Genomic DNA, 17,366 nt, shown 5'->3' with positions numbered 1-17,366 from the left:
AGAAAGGAGTAAAGCCATGAAGAAGATAGGATTAAAAAGGATTCTAAGTAGCAGCTTAGCATTATTATTTTTAGTGGTACAAATATTTTTTATGCTAGGAAAAGAGGCAAAAGCTGATACAAAGAAAGGAGTGGAAATATCTGTAGTTAGCAATGATAGAATAATAGTTAAAGGTAAAAGCAGTAAATATAATGGATATGAAGCATTAAAAGATGTTTTAGATAAGAATAACATAGACATTCAAACTAAGGATGAACAGTATGGAAAATATATAGAGTCTATAGGTAATGTTAAGGCCAAAACTTTTGGTGGATATGATGGATGGCTTTATGCTGTAAATAGAAATGGAAATTATGAGAATATAACTGTGTCTATAGATAAATTTGTTCTTAAAGATGGGGACAAGCTTATAGTTTTCTATGGAGATATGGGAACATTAACTGCAAATAAGATAGAATATTCAACTAATGTTCCAAATGAAGAACTAAAAATAACATTGAACAATACATATACTGATTTTCAGACTAAAAAAGAGGTAGTTCAGCCTATAAAGAATGTTAAAGCTAAGATAGATGAAAAAGAAGTTGAGGTTAATGAAAATGTTATTTTAATAAAAGAAGGTCTAAAAGAAGGCGAACATACTCTTGAACTAATGGACTTTGATAAAAATAGGGTTCCAAAGGTTGTAAATGATGTTATAACTTTTAATATAGGAAATTCTATCAAAAAAGATAATACTGATTTAAAAACAATTGATTTGGATAAAGAAATAAGTGATGCTATAAGTTATATTAAGCAAAGCTCAAATTATGAACTTTGGGCAGAGATAAGCATGATGAAATTAAATGTACAACCTAATAATAAATTTATAGAAAGCAGAAATGATTATATATCAAAAACTTATGAAGAAGTAAAGAAAAATGGTACTGGTAATATAAATAACATTGATATGGAAAAGCTTATAATGACTTTAGTCAATGCAGGATACAGCCCTTATGATTTTGGAGGAGTGGACTTAGTTAAGGAGTTGTTCTCTAGAGATATAGATAAGTTTTTAATAAATGATGTGATTTTTGGACTCATCACTTTAAATTATTGTAATATTGAAGGGTACGATAAAATAGAAGATAGTTATATAAAATATTTACTAGATAAAAAGATAACAAAAAGTGTGAAAAACAAAGAATTAGTAGGATGGAGTTATTCTGGAAGTGACATAGATTCAGATATAACTGCTATGGCTGTTTCAGCTTTAAGTAAGTACTATGAAGAAGATAATAACATAAGAGAAGTTTTGGATAAGGTTGTAAACACATTATCATATTTTCAAGATGAAAAAGGATATATTCCTAGTATGTACGGTATATCTAGTGAAACAGTCTCAGCTTCAATCATTGCACTAACTTCTTTAGGAGTAAGCCCAGAAGAGGAGAAGTTTTTTAAGAATGAGGGAAATTTATCTCAAGCTTTAATTTCTTTTAAAAATGATATTGGTGGGTTTAAGCATGCCTTAGAAGATAAGGAATCGAATTATATTTCTTCAGAACAAGCATTAAGAGCTTTAATATCACTAAGAGAATTTAAGGAAAATGGAAAATACAATTATTATAGTGGTAAAAATGGAGAAGATTTAAAGAAATATACTGCACTTTCTGAAAATAAAACAAATAATCTTATTTATTTGGGGATTATAGTTGTAATCGGAATTGCAGGCATAATAATTTATAAGAGAAAGCAGCCTAAATAAGGCTGCTTTATAAATAAAAGTATAATGTATTTGTATAACTTTCAAGGGAGGATAATGGAGGTAATGAAAAGAAAGATAAGTCTTATAGCTTTAGTTATAATAATTTGTTCAGGACTTATTATGATATATAATAGATATCAAAATAAAATAGGAGAAAATATATCTATAAGTAGCAACAAAAGTCAAGGGGAAAATTTTATAATTTATGATGAAGTTGAGCAAAAAAATATATTAAAATTAAAAATAAATTTAGAAAATAAGAGTGTAGCTGAAGTTACACAGGAAGTATTAAAAGATAAAGGAATAGATTATACTATTTTAGGAAGTGGAGATACTGTATATTTTTCTATGATAAATGGAATAAAAGAAAGATCAAATGGACCTTTAAGCGGTTGGTGTTATTATGTAAATGGTACTAGACCTTCTGTAAGTTCAGGAAGATATAAATTAAAATCTGAAGATAAGGTAGAGTGGAAGTATTTAAAGGACGGATTAAAAAACTAAAAAGTATGAAAACCTATTCAAATTTTACAAATTATGGTTTATAATATAGTTACTTAAATAACAAACTGGGGGGTACGTTATATATGTCTAGATGTCCGTTCTTATCTACCTATGAGAGTAAAGTAAACTGTTTTAAGGAATGTGCGTTTTATAATTATGAGGATACTAACGGTGTTTGTCCTTTTAAATGCATCGATGAAGAAATGTTTTTGGAAAAAAAGATGAGATATAATGATTTATTTAGGAACGAAGGTTTTAATATATTAGATGAATTATATCATGAAAAAAAATATTTAAGTATTTTTTAGAATTTCTTAATCTTTTATAATTTAAAAAAAAATAAAATGCAGAGAATATATAAAATAATCTCTGCATTTGCTTTTATTGATATAAATTAGAATATTTATCAAGCAGCTCATGTTTTAAAGTCCACAGTTTTTTAGAAAGATCTACATAGTAAGAATGAGGATTTTCAAATCTTAAAACTTCTTCCCAAAGCTTCTCAGTTTCCTGTTTTGCAAAAGCTTGGATTTCCTTCACACTTGGATTCTTGTAACAAGGTTTACCTTTTTCAAATATTTTAACCATTAACTCTTTAGCATAATAATTGGTTAACTTTTTCTTTTTCCAAGTATGAATAGGGTTAAATATTTCAATAGGCTTACTGTCATCAATATTTTCTGTGCTTAGGCAAATTAAATCAGCTATAGCTTTATCGCTGGTCTTATCAAATAATCTATATATTTTCTTAAAACCTGGATTTGTAATTTTTTCTGCATTTTCGCTTATCTTTATTTTAGGAATTATTTCTCCATTATCTTCTATGGCTACTAATTTATATACTCCACCAAATACAGGTTCTGATCTGGCAGTTATGAGTCTTTCGCCTACTCCAAAGCTATCTATTTTAGCACCTTGAGCAAGCACATCTGTAATTATGTGTTCATCTAGAGAATTTGAAACTATTATATTAACATCTGGATATCCAGCACTATCTAAGATTTTTCTACATTGCTTAGTTAAGTATGTAATATCTCCACTATCAATTCTTACTCCCTTTGGTCTATATCCCATTGGCTTTAAAACTTCATCAAAAACCTTTATAGCATTAGGAAGTCCTGATTTTAAAACATTATATGTATCTATTAAAAGAACACAATCACTAGGAGAAGTTTCCGCCCAAGCTTTAAAGGCTTCATATTCTGTAGGGAAGAGCTGAACCCAACTATGAGCCATAGTACCTGCTGCAGGAACTTCAAACATCTGCTCTGCTATAGTACAAGCTGTTGCGCTACATCCTCCTATGATTGCAGCTCTAGCACCGTAAATAGCGCCATCATATCCTTGAGCACGACGAGAACCAAATTCCATAACAGGTCTTCCTTCAGCAGCCCTACAAATTCTATTTGCTTTTGTAGCTATTAAAGTTTGATGATTTATTGTAAGTAGAATCATAGTTTCTACAAATTGAGCTTGAATTATAGGGCCCCTAACTGTCACTAAAGGTTCACCAGGAAATACAGGATTACCTTCTGGAATAGCCCAAACATCGCATTCAAATTTGAAGTTTCTAAGGTATTCCAAAAATTTATTAGAGAAAATTCCTTTGCTTCTTAAATATTCAATGTCTTCATCTGTAAATTTTAGGTTAGAAAGATAGTCCATAAGCTGTTGAACTCCTGCCATTATGCAGTAACCACCGCCGTCGGGAACTCTTCTGAAGAACATATCAAAATATGATATTTTTTCACCTACATTATGTTCGAAGTAGCCATTTGCCATAGTTAGCTCATAAAAATCTACTAACATGGTAAGATTTCTACCATTTTTAATATTAAAAAAATTGTTGTTGTCCATCGTTTTCCCCTCTAACTATTAAAGTGTATTTTATATAATGATATACTTATTTTAAGGGTTTATCAAGAAAAAATACAAGAAAAATGCGGCATAATTTTCTTATACAACATCACTCATGGGATTTGCATTTAGGAAAGATTCACTTGGCAAAGAAGCTCTAATATTTCTGACTTTAAAACTCATAAACCTTCTAAGCTCGCTGCTAGCTCAGACAATAGAAGGTTCTTCTAAAATTTAAGTCAGTAAGGCGCAAGTGGAGAGTTGAAAAGTTTAGCAGTTAGAAATATTTTACGTCGTAAAATAGTTATATTCTGATTAAAATTTAAAAAACGGTCTATAATGATATATAATTTTATTTACAAAATAGTATATGGGCGGGTGTAGGCATGAAAGAAAAAATAATTAAGGAGTTTTATGAGTTAAGGGATAAGATAATTGAAAATAGATATAAAGAACTAAATACACAGCAAAGGAGTGCGGTTTTGAGTAATGATAGAAATTTGGCTGTAATAGCGTGTCCAGGGGCAGGAAAGACCACTACTCTAATCAGAAGGATAGATTATTTAGTTACATTTGGACCAATATATAAATCTAAATATTATCCTGAGCATATAGTTGAGAATGATATAAATATATTAAAAAAATGCTTAAATGGTAATAATAGTAATAATATTGAAGAGGAAAGAATAAAATATTTGCTAGGAGGAAAGGGAGTAAATCCTGATAACATAATTGTAATAACTTTTACAAGGGCAGCAGCTATGAGCATGAAAAAGAGATATTTAAGTATAAATGGTTCAAACAAGGCTCCTTTTTTTGGTACATTTCATGGACTATTCTATAAAATATTAAGTAGGAGGTATAAACAGATAAATATAATAGAATCGTATACAGCTTATAGAATAGTGAAAAATGTATTAAGTTCTTATTTAGACGAGATAAGCGAAGAGAAAATTAAAGAAATAATTAATACCATATCTTTTTATAAGACAAGTAATATATCAGATCAGGATTTTTCTCCTAATATAGATAAAGATATTTTTTTTGAGTGCTATAAAACTTATGAGGAATATAAAGAGAAAAACAATTTGCTAGACTTTGATGATTTACAAATAAAGTGCAAGGAGTTGTTTTTGAGAGAAAGGGAAGTGTTAAAAGGGTATAGAAGGCTTTTTGAATATATACTGGTAGATGAATTTCAAGACTGTGACAGTACGCAGATAGACATATTAAAGCTTTTAAATAAAGAAAACTCCATTTTCGTTGTTGGAGATGAAGATCAGTGCATATATGGTTTTAGGGGTTCTAAACCAGAATGTATGGTGAATTTTCATCATGACTTCGAAGAAGGTAAAAAAATATTTTTATCAACAAATTATAGATGTCCTAAAAGCGTCGTAAATATAGCCAATAATTTGATAAGCAATAACAGGATGAGAAATGAAAAAAGTATGTATGCTTATAAAAACAGCGAACCTAAAATAAAAGTATTAAATTATCCAAGAGAAGGAAATCAAGCTGAAGATATAGCACTTAATATTATAAAACTAGTATCTTTAGGAAAATATGAATATGAGGATAATGCTGTTATTTATAGAACCAATATAGAAAGCAGAAGTTTTATAGATGCTTTTATCAGAAAGAAAATCCCTTTTTATCTTCTAGATAAAGAATATAATTTTTTCGAGCACTTTATATGTAAGGATATAATAGCTTATCTTAAACTTAGTATAGACAAAAAAGATAAAGAAAGCTTTTTTAGGATAATAAATAAACCTTTTAGATATATAAGCAAAGTAAATCTAGAAAAGCTAAGAAAAAACTGCATTGGTGAAGACTGTTTTGAAGTGTTAAAAGAAATTGAAAGTATTCCTCCTTTTCAGATGAAAGTTATATATAAATTGAAAAGAGATATACAAAACCTTAACAAAATGTCTCTTGCAGGAGCTATAAATTTTGTACTAAAGGATTTGAGATATTATGAGTATTTAAGAGAATATGCATCAAAATATAAATTGGATATTTCAGAGCTTGAAGATATAGTAGAAGAATTCATAGAGTCATCAAAAGAATATGCTACAATAATTAGTTTTTTAGCTCATGTAAGTGAAGTAGAAGAACAAATTCGCAGAAGCAAAAAAAGAGAGGATAAAAAAGGAGTTGTTTTAAGCACTATCCACGGGGTCAAGGGAATGGAGTTTAAAAATGTGTTTATAATAAACTGTAATGAAGATAATATACCTCATATAAGCAGTGTAGATACTAATTTGGAAGAAGAAAGAAGACTTTTTTACGTAGGCATTACTAGGAGCATAGATAATCTTTGGCTTTCTATATCAAATGATATAAGAGGAAAAAGTAAAAAGCCATCTAGATTTCTTGAGGAATGTAAAATTAATATGCTAATGAGAAATGACTATGATAAGGGAGAACATGTAATTCATAAAACCTTTGGAAAGGGAGAAATAATATACATTGATGACAAGATAATAGAGATAAAATTTGAAAATGGTATAAATAGAAGTTTTGATGCTTTAACTTTATATAATAATGGATTAATAAAGAAAATGATATAGTATATTATAGTATAGTATATCATATTATTCTATGCAATATAGAATAATATAGTTTGCAAAGGTAAAAGTGTTGACGTATTTATAATGAATATGCTAAACTATTATTGTAAGTATAGTATTTAAATAAGACTATAATAATTTAAATGGAGAGTGAAAAAAGTGGTTCCTTTTAAAAAAATGTGGGAAGATGCTCAAGTTGTAATATTAGAAAATGAGCTAGAAAACCTAAACATAGTTGAAAGATACAATGGTGGGTTTGTTGTAAGAGAAGAAAATGGTATGGAATTTATAAATAGGGAAGATTTCGTAGATTTTTGGTGTAAAATGCTATGTAATAAAGAAGTATCTAAAGATGATGCAGCTAAAGAAAGAAAAGCTATGTATATATATGACATAGTAAAAAATCTTCCTTACGTAATAGAAAACTCTGATATTTTAAAATTGGTAGATTAATAATGTAAAAGTTGGCAGTATGTTTATTGAATAAAACAACAGTATAATATATAATTTTATTAAGCTCATATTCTTAGAATATGAGCTTTTACATTGCTTTCAAAAGAGGGAGATATAATATATGAGCGTTTTAAACATAAATCCTAAGGATATAATATTTGCCTTGGATATTGGAACTCGTTCTATTATAGGAACTGTTGGTGTGGTTAAAGACAAAAAGTTTAATGTAATATGTGAAAAATATATAGAACATGAAGAAAGAGCTATGATAGATGGACAGATTCATGATATAAATTTAGTTGCAAATTCAGTGAAGGCTGTGAAAAAGGCTATTGAAGATGAAATAAATATTAATCTTAAAGAAGCAGCTATTGCAGCAGCAGGCAGATTCTTAAGAACTACAGATACAAAAGTAGAAATTGAGATAGATGATGATAAAGAAATAGATAGAGAAGTGATAAGGAGTTTGGAGCTTACAGCAGTAAAAAGGGCGGAAGAGAAAATAAATGAGGAAACTGAAGGAAAACTATATTGTGTTGGATACAGTGTAAAAAACTATTATTTAAATGGATATTTAATTTCAAACCTTCTTTCTCAAAAAGGAGAGAGGATTTCTGTAGAAGTTATAGCTACTTTTCTCCCTAAATCAGTAATAGATAGTCTTTATACTGTTATGGATAAAGTAGGGTTAAACGTGATGAGTTTGACTCTAGAGCCTATAGCTGCTATGGAGGCAGCAGTTCCACAGAAACTAAGGCTTCTAAATATTGCTCTAGTGGATGTGGGAGCTGGAACCTCTGATATTGCTATAAGCAGCAATAACAGCATAAGTGCTTATGAAATGGTGCCTATGGCTGGAGATGAGGTAACTGAAGCCATAGTACAAAATTATTTAGTAGATTTTAATACTGGAGAAGTCATAAAAAGAGATGCAGCCAATGGCAAAGCTTCAAAGTACGTAGATGTTTTAGGACTTGAAGGAGAAGCATCTCCAGAAGATGTAATTAAAATTATAGAACCAGTAGTAGATAAGATAACTGATGAGATATCAAAAAAAATCATTGATTTAAATGGTGGAAAAGCTACGAGTGTGGTATTTTTAGTTGGAGGAGGGGCACATACTCCATATTTAAAAGAAGCTCTAGCCAAAAAGTTGAACTTACCAATTCAAAGGGTTGCAATTAAAGGAAGAGATGCTGTTGAAGAGTGTATAGGATATGACGAAGCTTTAGGAAGTGCTGGTGTAACTGTGCTTGGGATTGCGCTGAACGCAATAAAGAAATCAGGAAACGATTTTATTAATGTTACTTTAAATAATGAAGTAATAAGTCTATTTAACTCACATAAGCATACTGTTATGGATGTAATGCTGCAGGCTGGAATAAGTCATAAGATGTTGATAGGGAAGAATGGTAAAAATATAAGATTTACTCTAAATGGAATTAAAAGAGTTGCTTTTGGTTCATTAGGGCAAGGAGCAGAGATTTTAGTGAATGGAAAAAATGCAAGCATAGATACAGAAGTAAAAGAAGGAGATAATATAGAAGTTATTTTTGCGAAGAATGGCAAGGACGCTTCTCCTAAAGTTTTAGAATATATTAAAAGTATAAATTCTATAAGCTTTTACCTGAATGATATTATTCAAAATATAGAACCAGTAGTATTTATAAATGGAAATAGAGGGAATCTTGAGGATAACATTAATGAAGGCGATATAGTTCAGATTATCCTCCCTAAAACTTTAGAGGATTACATAAAGTATTATCATATGGAATATAATAATTATATTTACTATTTAGAAGATGAGAAGATAGATAGATCATATATAATTAAAGAGGGAGATCGTATATATGCAAAACTAGATGAAGAGGAGAAGAAAGTTACAAATAATTCTCCTAAAAGTCAAGAAATTCGAGTTTACGTCAATGATAAACTAGTAGTGTTAAGTGGAAAAGAAAAGTATGCATTTGTAGATGTGTTTAATCATATAGAATTTGATCTAAGTAGGCCTAAAGGAAATTTAATGCTCACATTAAATGATAATAAAGCTGGATACTATGACGAACTTAAAAATGGAGATATTATAAAAATATTTTGGGAAAAAGACTAAGGGAGATATAGGTATATGGATTTTTTAAAAGAGGCTAAAGAAATAAGCGAAGAGTTAGTAAGTATAAGAAGAGACTTTCATCAAAACCCAGAAACAGATTTTGATTTAAATAGAACTGTAAGCAAAGTAAAAGAATTTTTAGAAAAAGAGGGTATAGAGTACATTGAAACTTCAAAAAACGGAATTTGTGGTATTATAAGAGGAAATGGAGAGAAAACTATAGGCATAAGGGCAGACATGGATGCTCTCCCTATGGAAGATAAAAAGAGCTGCGTTTATTCTTCTAAGGTAGAGGGAAAAATGCACGCCTGTGGTCATGATGTTCATACAACAATACTTTTAGGGGCAGGTAAAATTTTAAATAAAATGAGAAATAAGCTTAATGGAAACGTGAAACTTATTTTTGAACCAGCAGAAGAAACTACAGGTGGAGCTATACACATGATTAAAGAAGGAATATTAGAAAATCCTAAAGTAGATGCTATAATAGGACTTCACGTAGAACCTAATATAGAAGTGGGTAAAATAGGAATAAAAAGAGATGTGGTAAATGCAGCATCTAATCCTTTTAAAATTAGAATAATGGGAAAGGGAGGACACGGAGCCTATCCTCACAGTACAGTTGATCCTATAGTAATAAGTGCTAATGTGATCACTGCGCTTCAAGATATAGTAAGCAGAGAAATCCCTCCGACAGATTCCGCTGTTATAACCATAGGTTCTATTCATGGTGGGACAGCTCAAAATATAATACCAGATGAGGTTGAGATATCTGGAATAATAAGAACCATGACCACAGAACACAGAGCATATGTGAAAAAGAGAATGATAGAGGTAGTTGAAGGAATAACAAAGGCTATGAGAGGAAGATGCGAGGTAGAAATAGAGGAAAGCTATCCTTGCCTTTATAATGAAGATTCTGTAGTAGATGTTCTTAAAGCTGCAGCAGAGGATGTTATTACTAGGGAAAATGTTATTATGCTTCAAAAACCTGTTATGGGTGTTGAAAGCTTTGCTTATTTTTCCATGGAGAGACCATCAGCATTTTATTATTTGGGAATAAGAAATGAAGAAAGAGGTATAGTACATCCTCTTCACAGCAATTTATTTGATGTGGATGAAGAATGTATAAAAGTTGGAGTAGCAATACACTGTCAAACTGCATTAAGATACTTGAATGAAAAAAAGAAGTAATTTTGGTTGTAAACTTATATTTGATGATATATAATTTTTTATGTTGTGTCGAAAAGTGTTGAAAATAAAATAATATGATGCAATATTATACGGAGGTATAAAATGAGAATTGAAATTGGAGCAAATGAGTCAGGACAAAGAGTAGATAAGTTTTGCAGAAAGTGGCTTAAAGATGTACCTTTAGGAGCTATATTTAAAGCGTTTAGAAAGGGAGATATAAGAGTTAATGAAAAAAAAGTAAAGCAAAATTACTATCTGCAAGAAGGAGACATAGTAGAAGTCAGGTATTTAGAGTCAAATAAAGCGAAAAAGCCTAAAGAGTTTCAACAAGTAGACTTTAGCTCCATGAAAGTTACATATGAAGATGAAAATATATTAATTTTAGAAAAGTGGCCTGGAATTTTAGTTCACTCTGATAGAAAAAATGGTGAACCTACTTTAACAGATTATGCACTTTCTTATTTGTATGAAAAGGGTGATTATAACCCTGAAAGTGAAGTTACTTTTACTCCGGCACCATGCAATAGGTTAGATAGAAATACTTCGGGAATTGTTATATATGGAAAGAACTTTCAGAGCTTAAAGTCACTAAATGAGATGATAAGAGAAAGAAAGATAAAAAAATATTATACTACTCTTGTAAAAGGGAAGATAAAAGAAGGTATGTATGAAGCATATATATTAAAGGATGAGATAAATAATATATCTCAAATATTCAAGGATAAAAAGCCTAATAGCAAAAAAATATCTATGGAAGTTAAGGTTATGGATACAGTAGGAAGTTACTCTCTATTAGAAATAGAGCTTATTACAGGGAGAAGCCATCAGCTCAGGGCTCATCTTGCATACCTAGGAAATCCAATAGTCGGGGATGATAAGTATGGGGATAGAAAATTAAACAGTTTTTTTCATAATAAATATGGCTTAAGTTTTCAATTTTTATATGCTTATAAACTAATATTTAGAGATTGTCCAGAAGAACTTTCGTACATGGAAAATAAAACAATAACAGAAACACTTCCTCCAATATTTAAAAAGATTAAAAATGACGTATTAAAATTTTAAGGGAGTTTTAGTATGAAAAAGCAATCAACTACAAAAGGCTTTGCTATATTGTCAGCAGCAGGGATAATTGTAAAATTATTGTCCCTTTTATACATACCTTTTTTAAAAAAAATAATTACACTAAATGGATATGGTATATATCAGGCTTCCTATAAGATATATGTTTGGATATATGTTCTTGCAAATTCTGGAATTCCAGTAGCTATATCAAAACTAGTATCTGAATATATTGCTTTGGGGCGTTATAGAGATGCTATAAAAAGTTTCAAAATTGCTAGATTTATAATGTTAGCTTTAGGTACTGTTATGAGTTTATTTATGTTTATATTTGCAGGGCCTTTATCGAAACTTGTAGGATTTGAACAGTCTAAGCTGTCTATCATGGCTTTGGCACCTACTGTTTTCTTTACATGCATAGTTTCTTCTTATAGAGGGTATTTTCAAGGTAGAGGAAATATGTCTCCTACAGCTAAGTCTCAAATATTAGAGCAGATAATAAATACCATATTTACCTTAGTATTTGCATCTATGCTTATGACTAGATATGGTGTAGAGGCGGGTTCTGCTGGAGGAACTCTAGGAACTTCATTAGGAGCCTTGGTTGCTGCAGTTTATCTAGTTGTAATCTATGAAAAAAATAAGGTTATTAAAGTTCCAAAGGGCTATAAAGAAAAGGACAAAAGCAGGCACACTAATAATCAGATATTAAAAAGAATATTTCAAGTTGGATTACCTTTGATTATATGTGTAGGACTTCAGTATTCAGGAGATGTAATAGATTTAGCTATTGTTAAGAGAAGACTTTTACATTCAGGGCTTGGAGAGGTAACAAGTAATGAAAAATGGGCGCTATTCAGTATGTACAGAACACTATTAAGCGTACCAATAACCTTAGTTTCTGCATTAGCAGCTTCTATACTTCCGGCTATATCCGGATTATATTCTTTAAAAGATAAAAACAGTGTAGAGGATAAAATAAATTATGCATTTAGATTTTGCTTTCTTGTAGCAGTTCCATCTGCAGTAGGACTTGCAGTATTGCATGATGGTGTATTTTTACTATTGTTCAAGGAACAGCAGGGAGGGGTATTTTTACTATATGGTTCCATAGTATTAATACTTAATTCAATAGTTTTAATTCAAACATCTATACTTCAAAGCATTGGTAAATTGTATTCTTCAACCCTTTTTACAATGTTTGGTGTTATAGGTAAAATTGTAACAAATTATTTCTTGGTAGGAATTCCTCAGGTCAATATATTAGGAGCTATCTTTGGAAATATGGTATTCTTTATAATACCGATGGTGCTTAATTATAGAATGATAAATAGAACTTTAAAAATTAGAGTAAATATAATAAAACATTTTACAAAGCCATTTATGTCCTCTGCATTAATGGGGATTATAGTATATGGAACATACCTTGCAATAGATACTTTACTTTTAAGATCTTTCTCATCAGTATATAAAAATAATGCTATTGCAACTATTATTTCTATATTCGTAGGAGTAGCTACATACTTATACGGACTAGCATTAACTGGAGGAATAACGGGAAAAGACTTGGAAGAACTTCCGTCTAAATTTACTAGGCTTATACCTAAATCAGTATTAAAGAAAATAAATGAGAATTATTTAGAAAACAGTTAGAAAGCTTTAAATGTAATGTGGAAATTTAGAGGACAAGTTAAAAGTTAATGTATTAGTAAAAAGTATAAATGCTGAATTAAGCTAAGCTTAATTCAGCATTTATTTTATATTGAAGTTTTGCAGTATAAAAGTCATAATTGGACATGAGTTACTGTCAATTAGATTTAGTTGATTTTTAAGGTTTTATTTACAAAAGAAACAGACAAGAAGAATATGAGAAATCCGGCTATTACCATGAACATGGTTTTGGTTTTAAAAAAAACATCAGGTATTAAATTATTCATTATATTTAATATAAAATAAATAAGTAAACTCATTAGCATATCTATAAATAAGCTCTCAAGAGAAAATTCTATATAGTACTTTTTCTTTATTTCGTATAGATTCATGATAAGGCCTGTAGTTGTTGTTATAATTAAACTTAATCCATATCCAAAGATATTTATACTTGGAATTGCAGTAAGGGTGTATAAAAGTACTAATTCTAAAGCTGCAGTGATTATAGAATTTCTAAGAAGAACTCCCTGTTTTCCTAAGCCGTTTAATATATTAAATGTAGTAGCGGAAATATATGCGAAAGGAGCAGAGAGAGCAGCAAATTTTATATAGGCTCCTAGATCATCTCTTGCAAAAAATAGTTTTCCAAGGGCATTTGGTATACTAAAACAAATAATTAGAGTAGAAATGCCAAGTAAAAAAGAAATTCTAAGAACTTGATGAATTCTTTCTTCAAGTGCTATGTAATCCTTTCTTTCTATACTTTCTGAAAGATCTGGTATAAGTACTATGGACATAGATGTTATAACCACAAGTGGAAAGAATATTATAGTTAAAGCCATGCCAGAAAACTTTCCAATCATTGCTAAAGAATCGCTGTGACTAAAACCTGAAATTAAAAGACGCCTTGGAAGTATAAGTGTAGAAACCGTAGAAATTGCTGTTGTCAAAAATCCATTAATGCATAAAGGTACTGACATAACTAAAATATCAAATAAAAGCTGGGCACTTCCTTCAGTGGGATAAGCGTTATAAATATGCATAAAATCTTTTGCTTTGCTCATCCTATAGAAGATATAGAGAAGTACAAAGCTTGCAAATTCTCCTGCGGCTAATGCGGCGTATACAGCAGTTACGGTATTCTCAATTTCCTTAATAGGCAATGCTCTTATAACAAATACTGTAACTATTATTCTAACGATTTTTTCAAGTACATCTATTAAGGCAGGGGTCATTACGTTAGATATTCCATAAAAATATCCTTTTATTATAGAAGAAAGAGCTACAAAGACTAAAGCAATACAAACTAATAAAAGGCTATGTAAGCTTCTGCTGTCTTTTATTATATTGGTGCTTATGTAATTGGAGTTTAAGGCAACTAACACAGCTACTATTAATGTCCATATAAGATCAAATATCATGGTAACATGGATAGATTTATGTAAGTTTTCATAATCTCTTCTGCTATAAAATGATGAGGCCTGTTTTGATAAAGCTGTAACCATCCCCCCACATACAAGACAAGAAAATAAATCGTATATAGGCATTATAATAGCATAAAGCCCCATACCTTCAGCTCCTAATTCTCTAGAGAGGATAATAGAAAATACGAATTTTAATATTCCTGTTGTAGAATTTGAAAGCGTAAGAAAAATAGAATTTCTTAAAAATTTGTCCTTTTTCATCTATTGCAACTCCTTAAATTTCAATTAGTAACAGTAATAATTATGTTTATAAGGCAAATTATATTCTAAAATTAATAAATAAATCACTGTTGGTAATATGTAGATATTAATACATAGATATGATAAACAATAATATTTATGAAATAAATTTCCAAAAAATGTTATATAATATTATTAATAGGTTATAACAAGTGCATAGGAGGAAATTTATGCATAAATATAGAACTGGCACTAGGTTAATGTATGTACTCATCTTTTCTGTCTTATTATACTGCTCTTATATCATAACTAGCTCACTTTACTCTTTTCTTATATCAATTTTTATAGTATCCTCATATATTTTGCTCAGCACTTTTTTATTTAATAAAAAAGTGGTAAAAGAATCTAAAGAATACCTAGGAGCTCAGGTTATTTTAACTTTAATATATTGGATGATAATAGGAAAAACCTTTGTAGAGGACACGAATTTTAATGGAATTCTATTTTTTATCATTATAATGATAGTACCTTACTTTTTTAAGATAAATTATGAGAAAAGACATGAATAAAATTTTTTTAATCAACCTTTCAGGGATTTCTACTTGGAGTAATTTACTTAGAAATCCCTTTCTTATGACAAATAACAAATAAGCTACATATTATAATATTGGACAAGCAATAATTTGAAAGGAGATGTATCCTTTGGCTGATTCAATTAAAGAAGTAAAAATAACAACAAAAGAAGCTGAACAATATTTAGAAGATTTTAAAAAGAAAATGAAAGAAAGATTTCAAGAAATGAAAATAAGAAAAAACAATCTTAATAAAATAGATGAAAGAAATGGATATGGCATAGGTAAGGAGTGTGATGACAATGTAAAGCGTGAGGGTTTCGCTTTTGCTGATGCAGTAGGAGAAAATAGTAACACTCTATCTCTTTCCACACAAAATGTAGCTGTAGCTGCAGGCGAAGCTGAAGGGGAAACAACCTTTGCTATATCTTTAAGTATTCTAAGAAGTAAAGATGATAAGAGACGTTGTTTTATAGTTAAACCTGTTCCTTGCTGTCGCAAAAAATTATAATGGGAGGTGTATAAATCGTGGCAAATAGTCAAATAAGATCGGAAGAAATTATAATGAAAGAAATAGAAGAGCTTGAGCAGGATATAAAAAATAAAATAAAGTTAATAGATAATGTAATAAAAAAAATAAAAACTAAAGAAAACAATAAGCAAAATCTTATAACTTACAGGAGTAATTCAGAAGGTGGTAGTGCAAGCTGTAGAAGCATGAGTAATGCAGAATTTGCTACTTTTTTAGGCGAGGGGCTTGCAGATGATTTTTACGGGCCAAATTTCGGGATTTACTTTGCTATAGCGGCTGGGTTTGTTGCTACAGTTGCAGGATTTTCTAAAACTAGATGTAAATGTGATAGATGCAGACAGGTTGGAGTGCAAGAAATTAATGAAGGCTTTTATGATGCATTAGAGAATTTGAAAAATAATAATAATATACGTGTATCAGAAGAGATAGAAAATGATAAAACTCTTAGAGAAACTGTGCAGCAAGTACAAGTAATGATAAATGAAATAAAAGCAGACGCTGTTGAAATGATGAAACTAGAAAAGGAACTTTATGATATAGTGGGTCCACAACAAAATCAAAGAACTATTAGAAGAAGAAACTTCTCAAAAATGGAGATAGGACAAGATATCAATTGCAATGGAGTTGCTTTTGCTTTTGCATTAGGTTCTGCATTGGAATCTGTAAGTGAGGCTGAAACTTTAGTTGATGAAAATGAGGCAGAAAGTGCAGCAAGTTCAGGAGCACTTTTAGGAACAGCTGTTGTATTTGGATTTGATATTTTATTTTGTGAATGCAAAAGAACTGAAAAAATATTCTGCAGCTGCTAAATAACATGAGAAAATTGTAATGCAATTTTCTTATGTGTAACATCACGCATTGCATTTGCATTTAAGAAAGTTTCACTACGCAGATAAGCTCTAATATTTCTGGCTTTAAAACTTCTAAACCTTCTAAACTTGCTGTTGCTCAAACAATAGAAGGTTCTTACGGTGTTTTAAATCCAGAAATAAAAGAGCTTCTAATTGCTTGTTCAACGCTTTTTACAATGCAAACCCATGTGTGATGTTTAAATATATCACCAATTCATCGAAATTTTTATGATGTCAAAGGAAAGTAGAGAAAAAAGCATTTTAAATAGTTTATGAGTCTATGAAGTTTAGTATATTTGGATAATCTTTTCAATACTTCCTAAACTCAGCGCAGCGCCTAAACTCTTTAAACTTCTCCACTGTGCCTCTGGCGCCTCCATTTGGAACTATTTTAAGTCGCAAAATAGTTCCATTGTCCGTTATTATCATAGCTAAAGAGGAAATAGTAATTAGTGGGGTTAAGGAGTTTAACCCTATTTATGTTAAAAAATAAACAATATGTATAAAAGTTAAATAATAATTAAAAAAATATAAGGTACGAGTAGAGCTGTTGTATTTTGATTTTTTAATACTTATTAGTAATTTGTTAAAAGT

Annotated in this window: 13 protein-coding genes; 11 read left to right on the top strand and 2 right to left on the bottom strand. The window is 29.9% G+C overall.

What is annotated here, in order from left to right; translation table 11 throughout:
• The first annotated feature begins 16 nt into the window (after window positions 1-16).
• The 3 genes from CPAL_RS12635 to CPAL_RS12625 all read left to right on the top strand — a co-directional run bounded on the left by CPAL_RS12635 (window position 17) and on the right by CPAL_RS12625 (window position 2,559).
• Window positions 17-1,747, top strand: coding sequence for a DUF4430 domain-containing protein (locus CPAL_RS12635; RefSeq protein ID WP_061857209.1), 1,731 nt, complete (start codon window positions 17-19; stop codon window positions 1,745-1,747).
• A gap of 63 nt (window positions 1,748-1,810) precedes the next feature.
• Window positions 1,811-2,251, top strand: a complete 441-nt coding sequence (locus tag CPAL_RS12630; RefSeq protein WP_165815349.1) for a DUF4430 domain-containing protein — start codon at window positions 1,811-1,813, stop codon at window positions 2,249-2,251.
• A gap of 83 nt (window positions 2,252-2,334) precedes the next feature.
• Complete coding sequence (locus tag CPAL_RS12625) at window positions 2,335-2,559, top strand: hypothetical protein (protein WP_061857207.1); 225 nt, start codon at window positions 2,335-2,337, stop codon at window positions 2,557-2,559.
• A gap of 73 nt (window positions 2,560-2,632) precedes the next feature.
• Here CPAL_RS12625 and CPAL_RS12620 read toward each other — a convergent pair whose 3' ends face one another.
• A complete protein-coding gene (locus CPAL_RS12620; protein ID WP_061857206.1) occupies window positions 2,633-4,108 on the bottom strand; it encodes a nicotinate phosphoribosyltransferase in 1,476 nt (491 codons plus the stop codon).
• 386 nt (window positions 4,109-4,494) lie between these two features.
• On the opposite strand from CPAL_RS12620, the gene CPAL_RS12615 reads away from it, so the two are divergent.
• From CPAL_RS12615 to CPAL_RS12590, 6 genes are all read left to right on the top strand, one after another.
• A complete protein-coding gene (locus CPAL_RS12615) occupies window positions 4,495-6,684 on the top strand; it encodes an ATP-dependent helicase (protein WP_061857205.1) in 2,190 nt (729 codons plus the stop codon).
• Window positions 6,685-6,843: 159 nt separating this feature from the next.
• The gene (locus tag CPAL_RS12610) at window positions 6,844-7,137 is read left to right on the top strand and encodes a hypothetical protein (protein ID WP_061857204.1); all 294 of its coding nucleotides are present in this window, start codon (window positions 6,844-6,846) and stop codon (window positions 7,135-7,137) included.
• 121 nt (window positions 7,138-7,258) lie between these two features.
• Entirely contained in the window at window positions 7,259-9,247 is a 1,989-nt protein-coding gene (locus CPAL_RS12605; RefSeq protein ID WP_106024759.1) for a cell division protein FtsA, read from the top strand.
• A 15-nt stretch (window positions 9,248-9,262) separates the two neighbouring features.
• Window positions 9,263-10,441 (top strand): M20 metallopeptidase family protein, encoded by a 1,179-nt coding sequence (locus tag CPAL_RS12600; RefSeq protein WP_106024758.1) that lies wholly within the window; start codon window positions 9,263-9,265, stop codon window positions 10,439-10,441.
• A gap of 102 nt (window positions 10,442-10,543) precedes the next feature.
• A complete protein-coding gene (locus tag CPAL_RS12595; RefSeq protein WP_061857201.1) occupies window positions 10,544-11,506 on the top strand; it encodes an RluA family pseudouridine synthase in 963 nt (320 codons plus the stop codon).
• Window positions 11,507-11,518: 12 nt separating this feature from the next.
• On the top strand, window positions 11,519-13,156 hold the full coding sequence (locus CPAL_RS12590; RefSeq protein ID WP_061857200.1) for a putative polysaccharide biosynthesis protein: 1,638 nt from the start codon (window positions 11,519-11,521) through the stop codon (window positions 13,154-13,156).
• Between the two features lie 164 nt (window positions 13,157-13,320).
• On the opposite strand, the gene spoVB is transcribed toward CPAL_RS12590, so the two are convergent.
• Complete coding sequence (gene spoVB, locus CPAL_RS12585; RefSeq protein WP_106024757.1) at window positions 13,321-14,838, bottom strand: stage V sporulation protein B; 1,518 nt, start codon at window positions 14,836-14,838, stop codon at window positions 13,321-13,323.
• 681 nt (window positions 14,839-15,519) lie between these two features.
• Here spoVB and CPAL_RS12575 point away from each other — a divergent pair.
• Together CPAL_RS12575 and CPAL_RS12570 are read left to right on the top strand one after the other, a co-directional pair.
• Entirely contained in the window at window positions 15,520-15,900 is a 381-nt protein-coding gene (locus CPAL_RS12575) for a hypothetical protein (protein WP_061857197.1), read from the top strand.
• A gap of 17 nt (window positions 15,901-15,917) precedes the next feature.
• A complete protein-coding gene (locus CPAL_RS12570) occupies window positions 15,918-16,730 on the top strand; it encodes a hypothetical protein (protein ID WP_061857196.1) in 813 nt (270 codons plus the stop codon).
• The last annotated feature ends 636 nt before the right edge of the window (window positions 16,731-17,366 follow it).

Source organism: Clostridium thermopalmarium DSM 5974 (assembly GCF_002995795.1).
Lineage (GTDB): Bacteria > Bacillota > Clostridia > Clostridiales > Clostridiaceae > Clostridium_H > Clostridium_H thermopalmarium.
The sequence above is the reverse complement of the archived record's forward strand: the minus strand, read 5'-3'. Positions and strand labels throughout refer to the sequence as shown.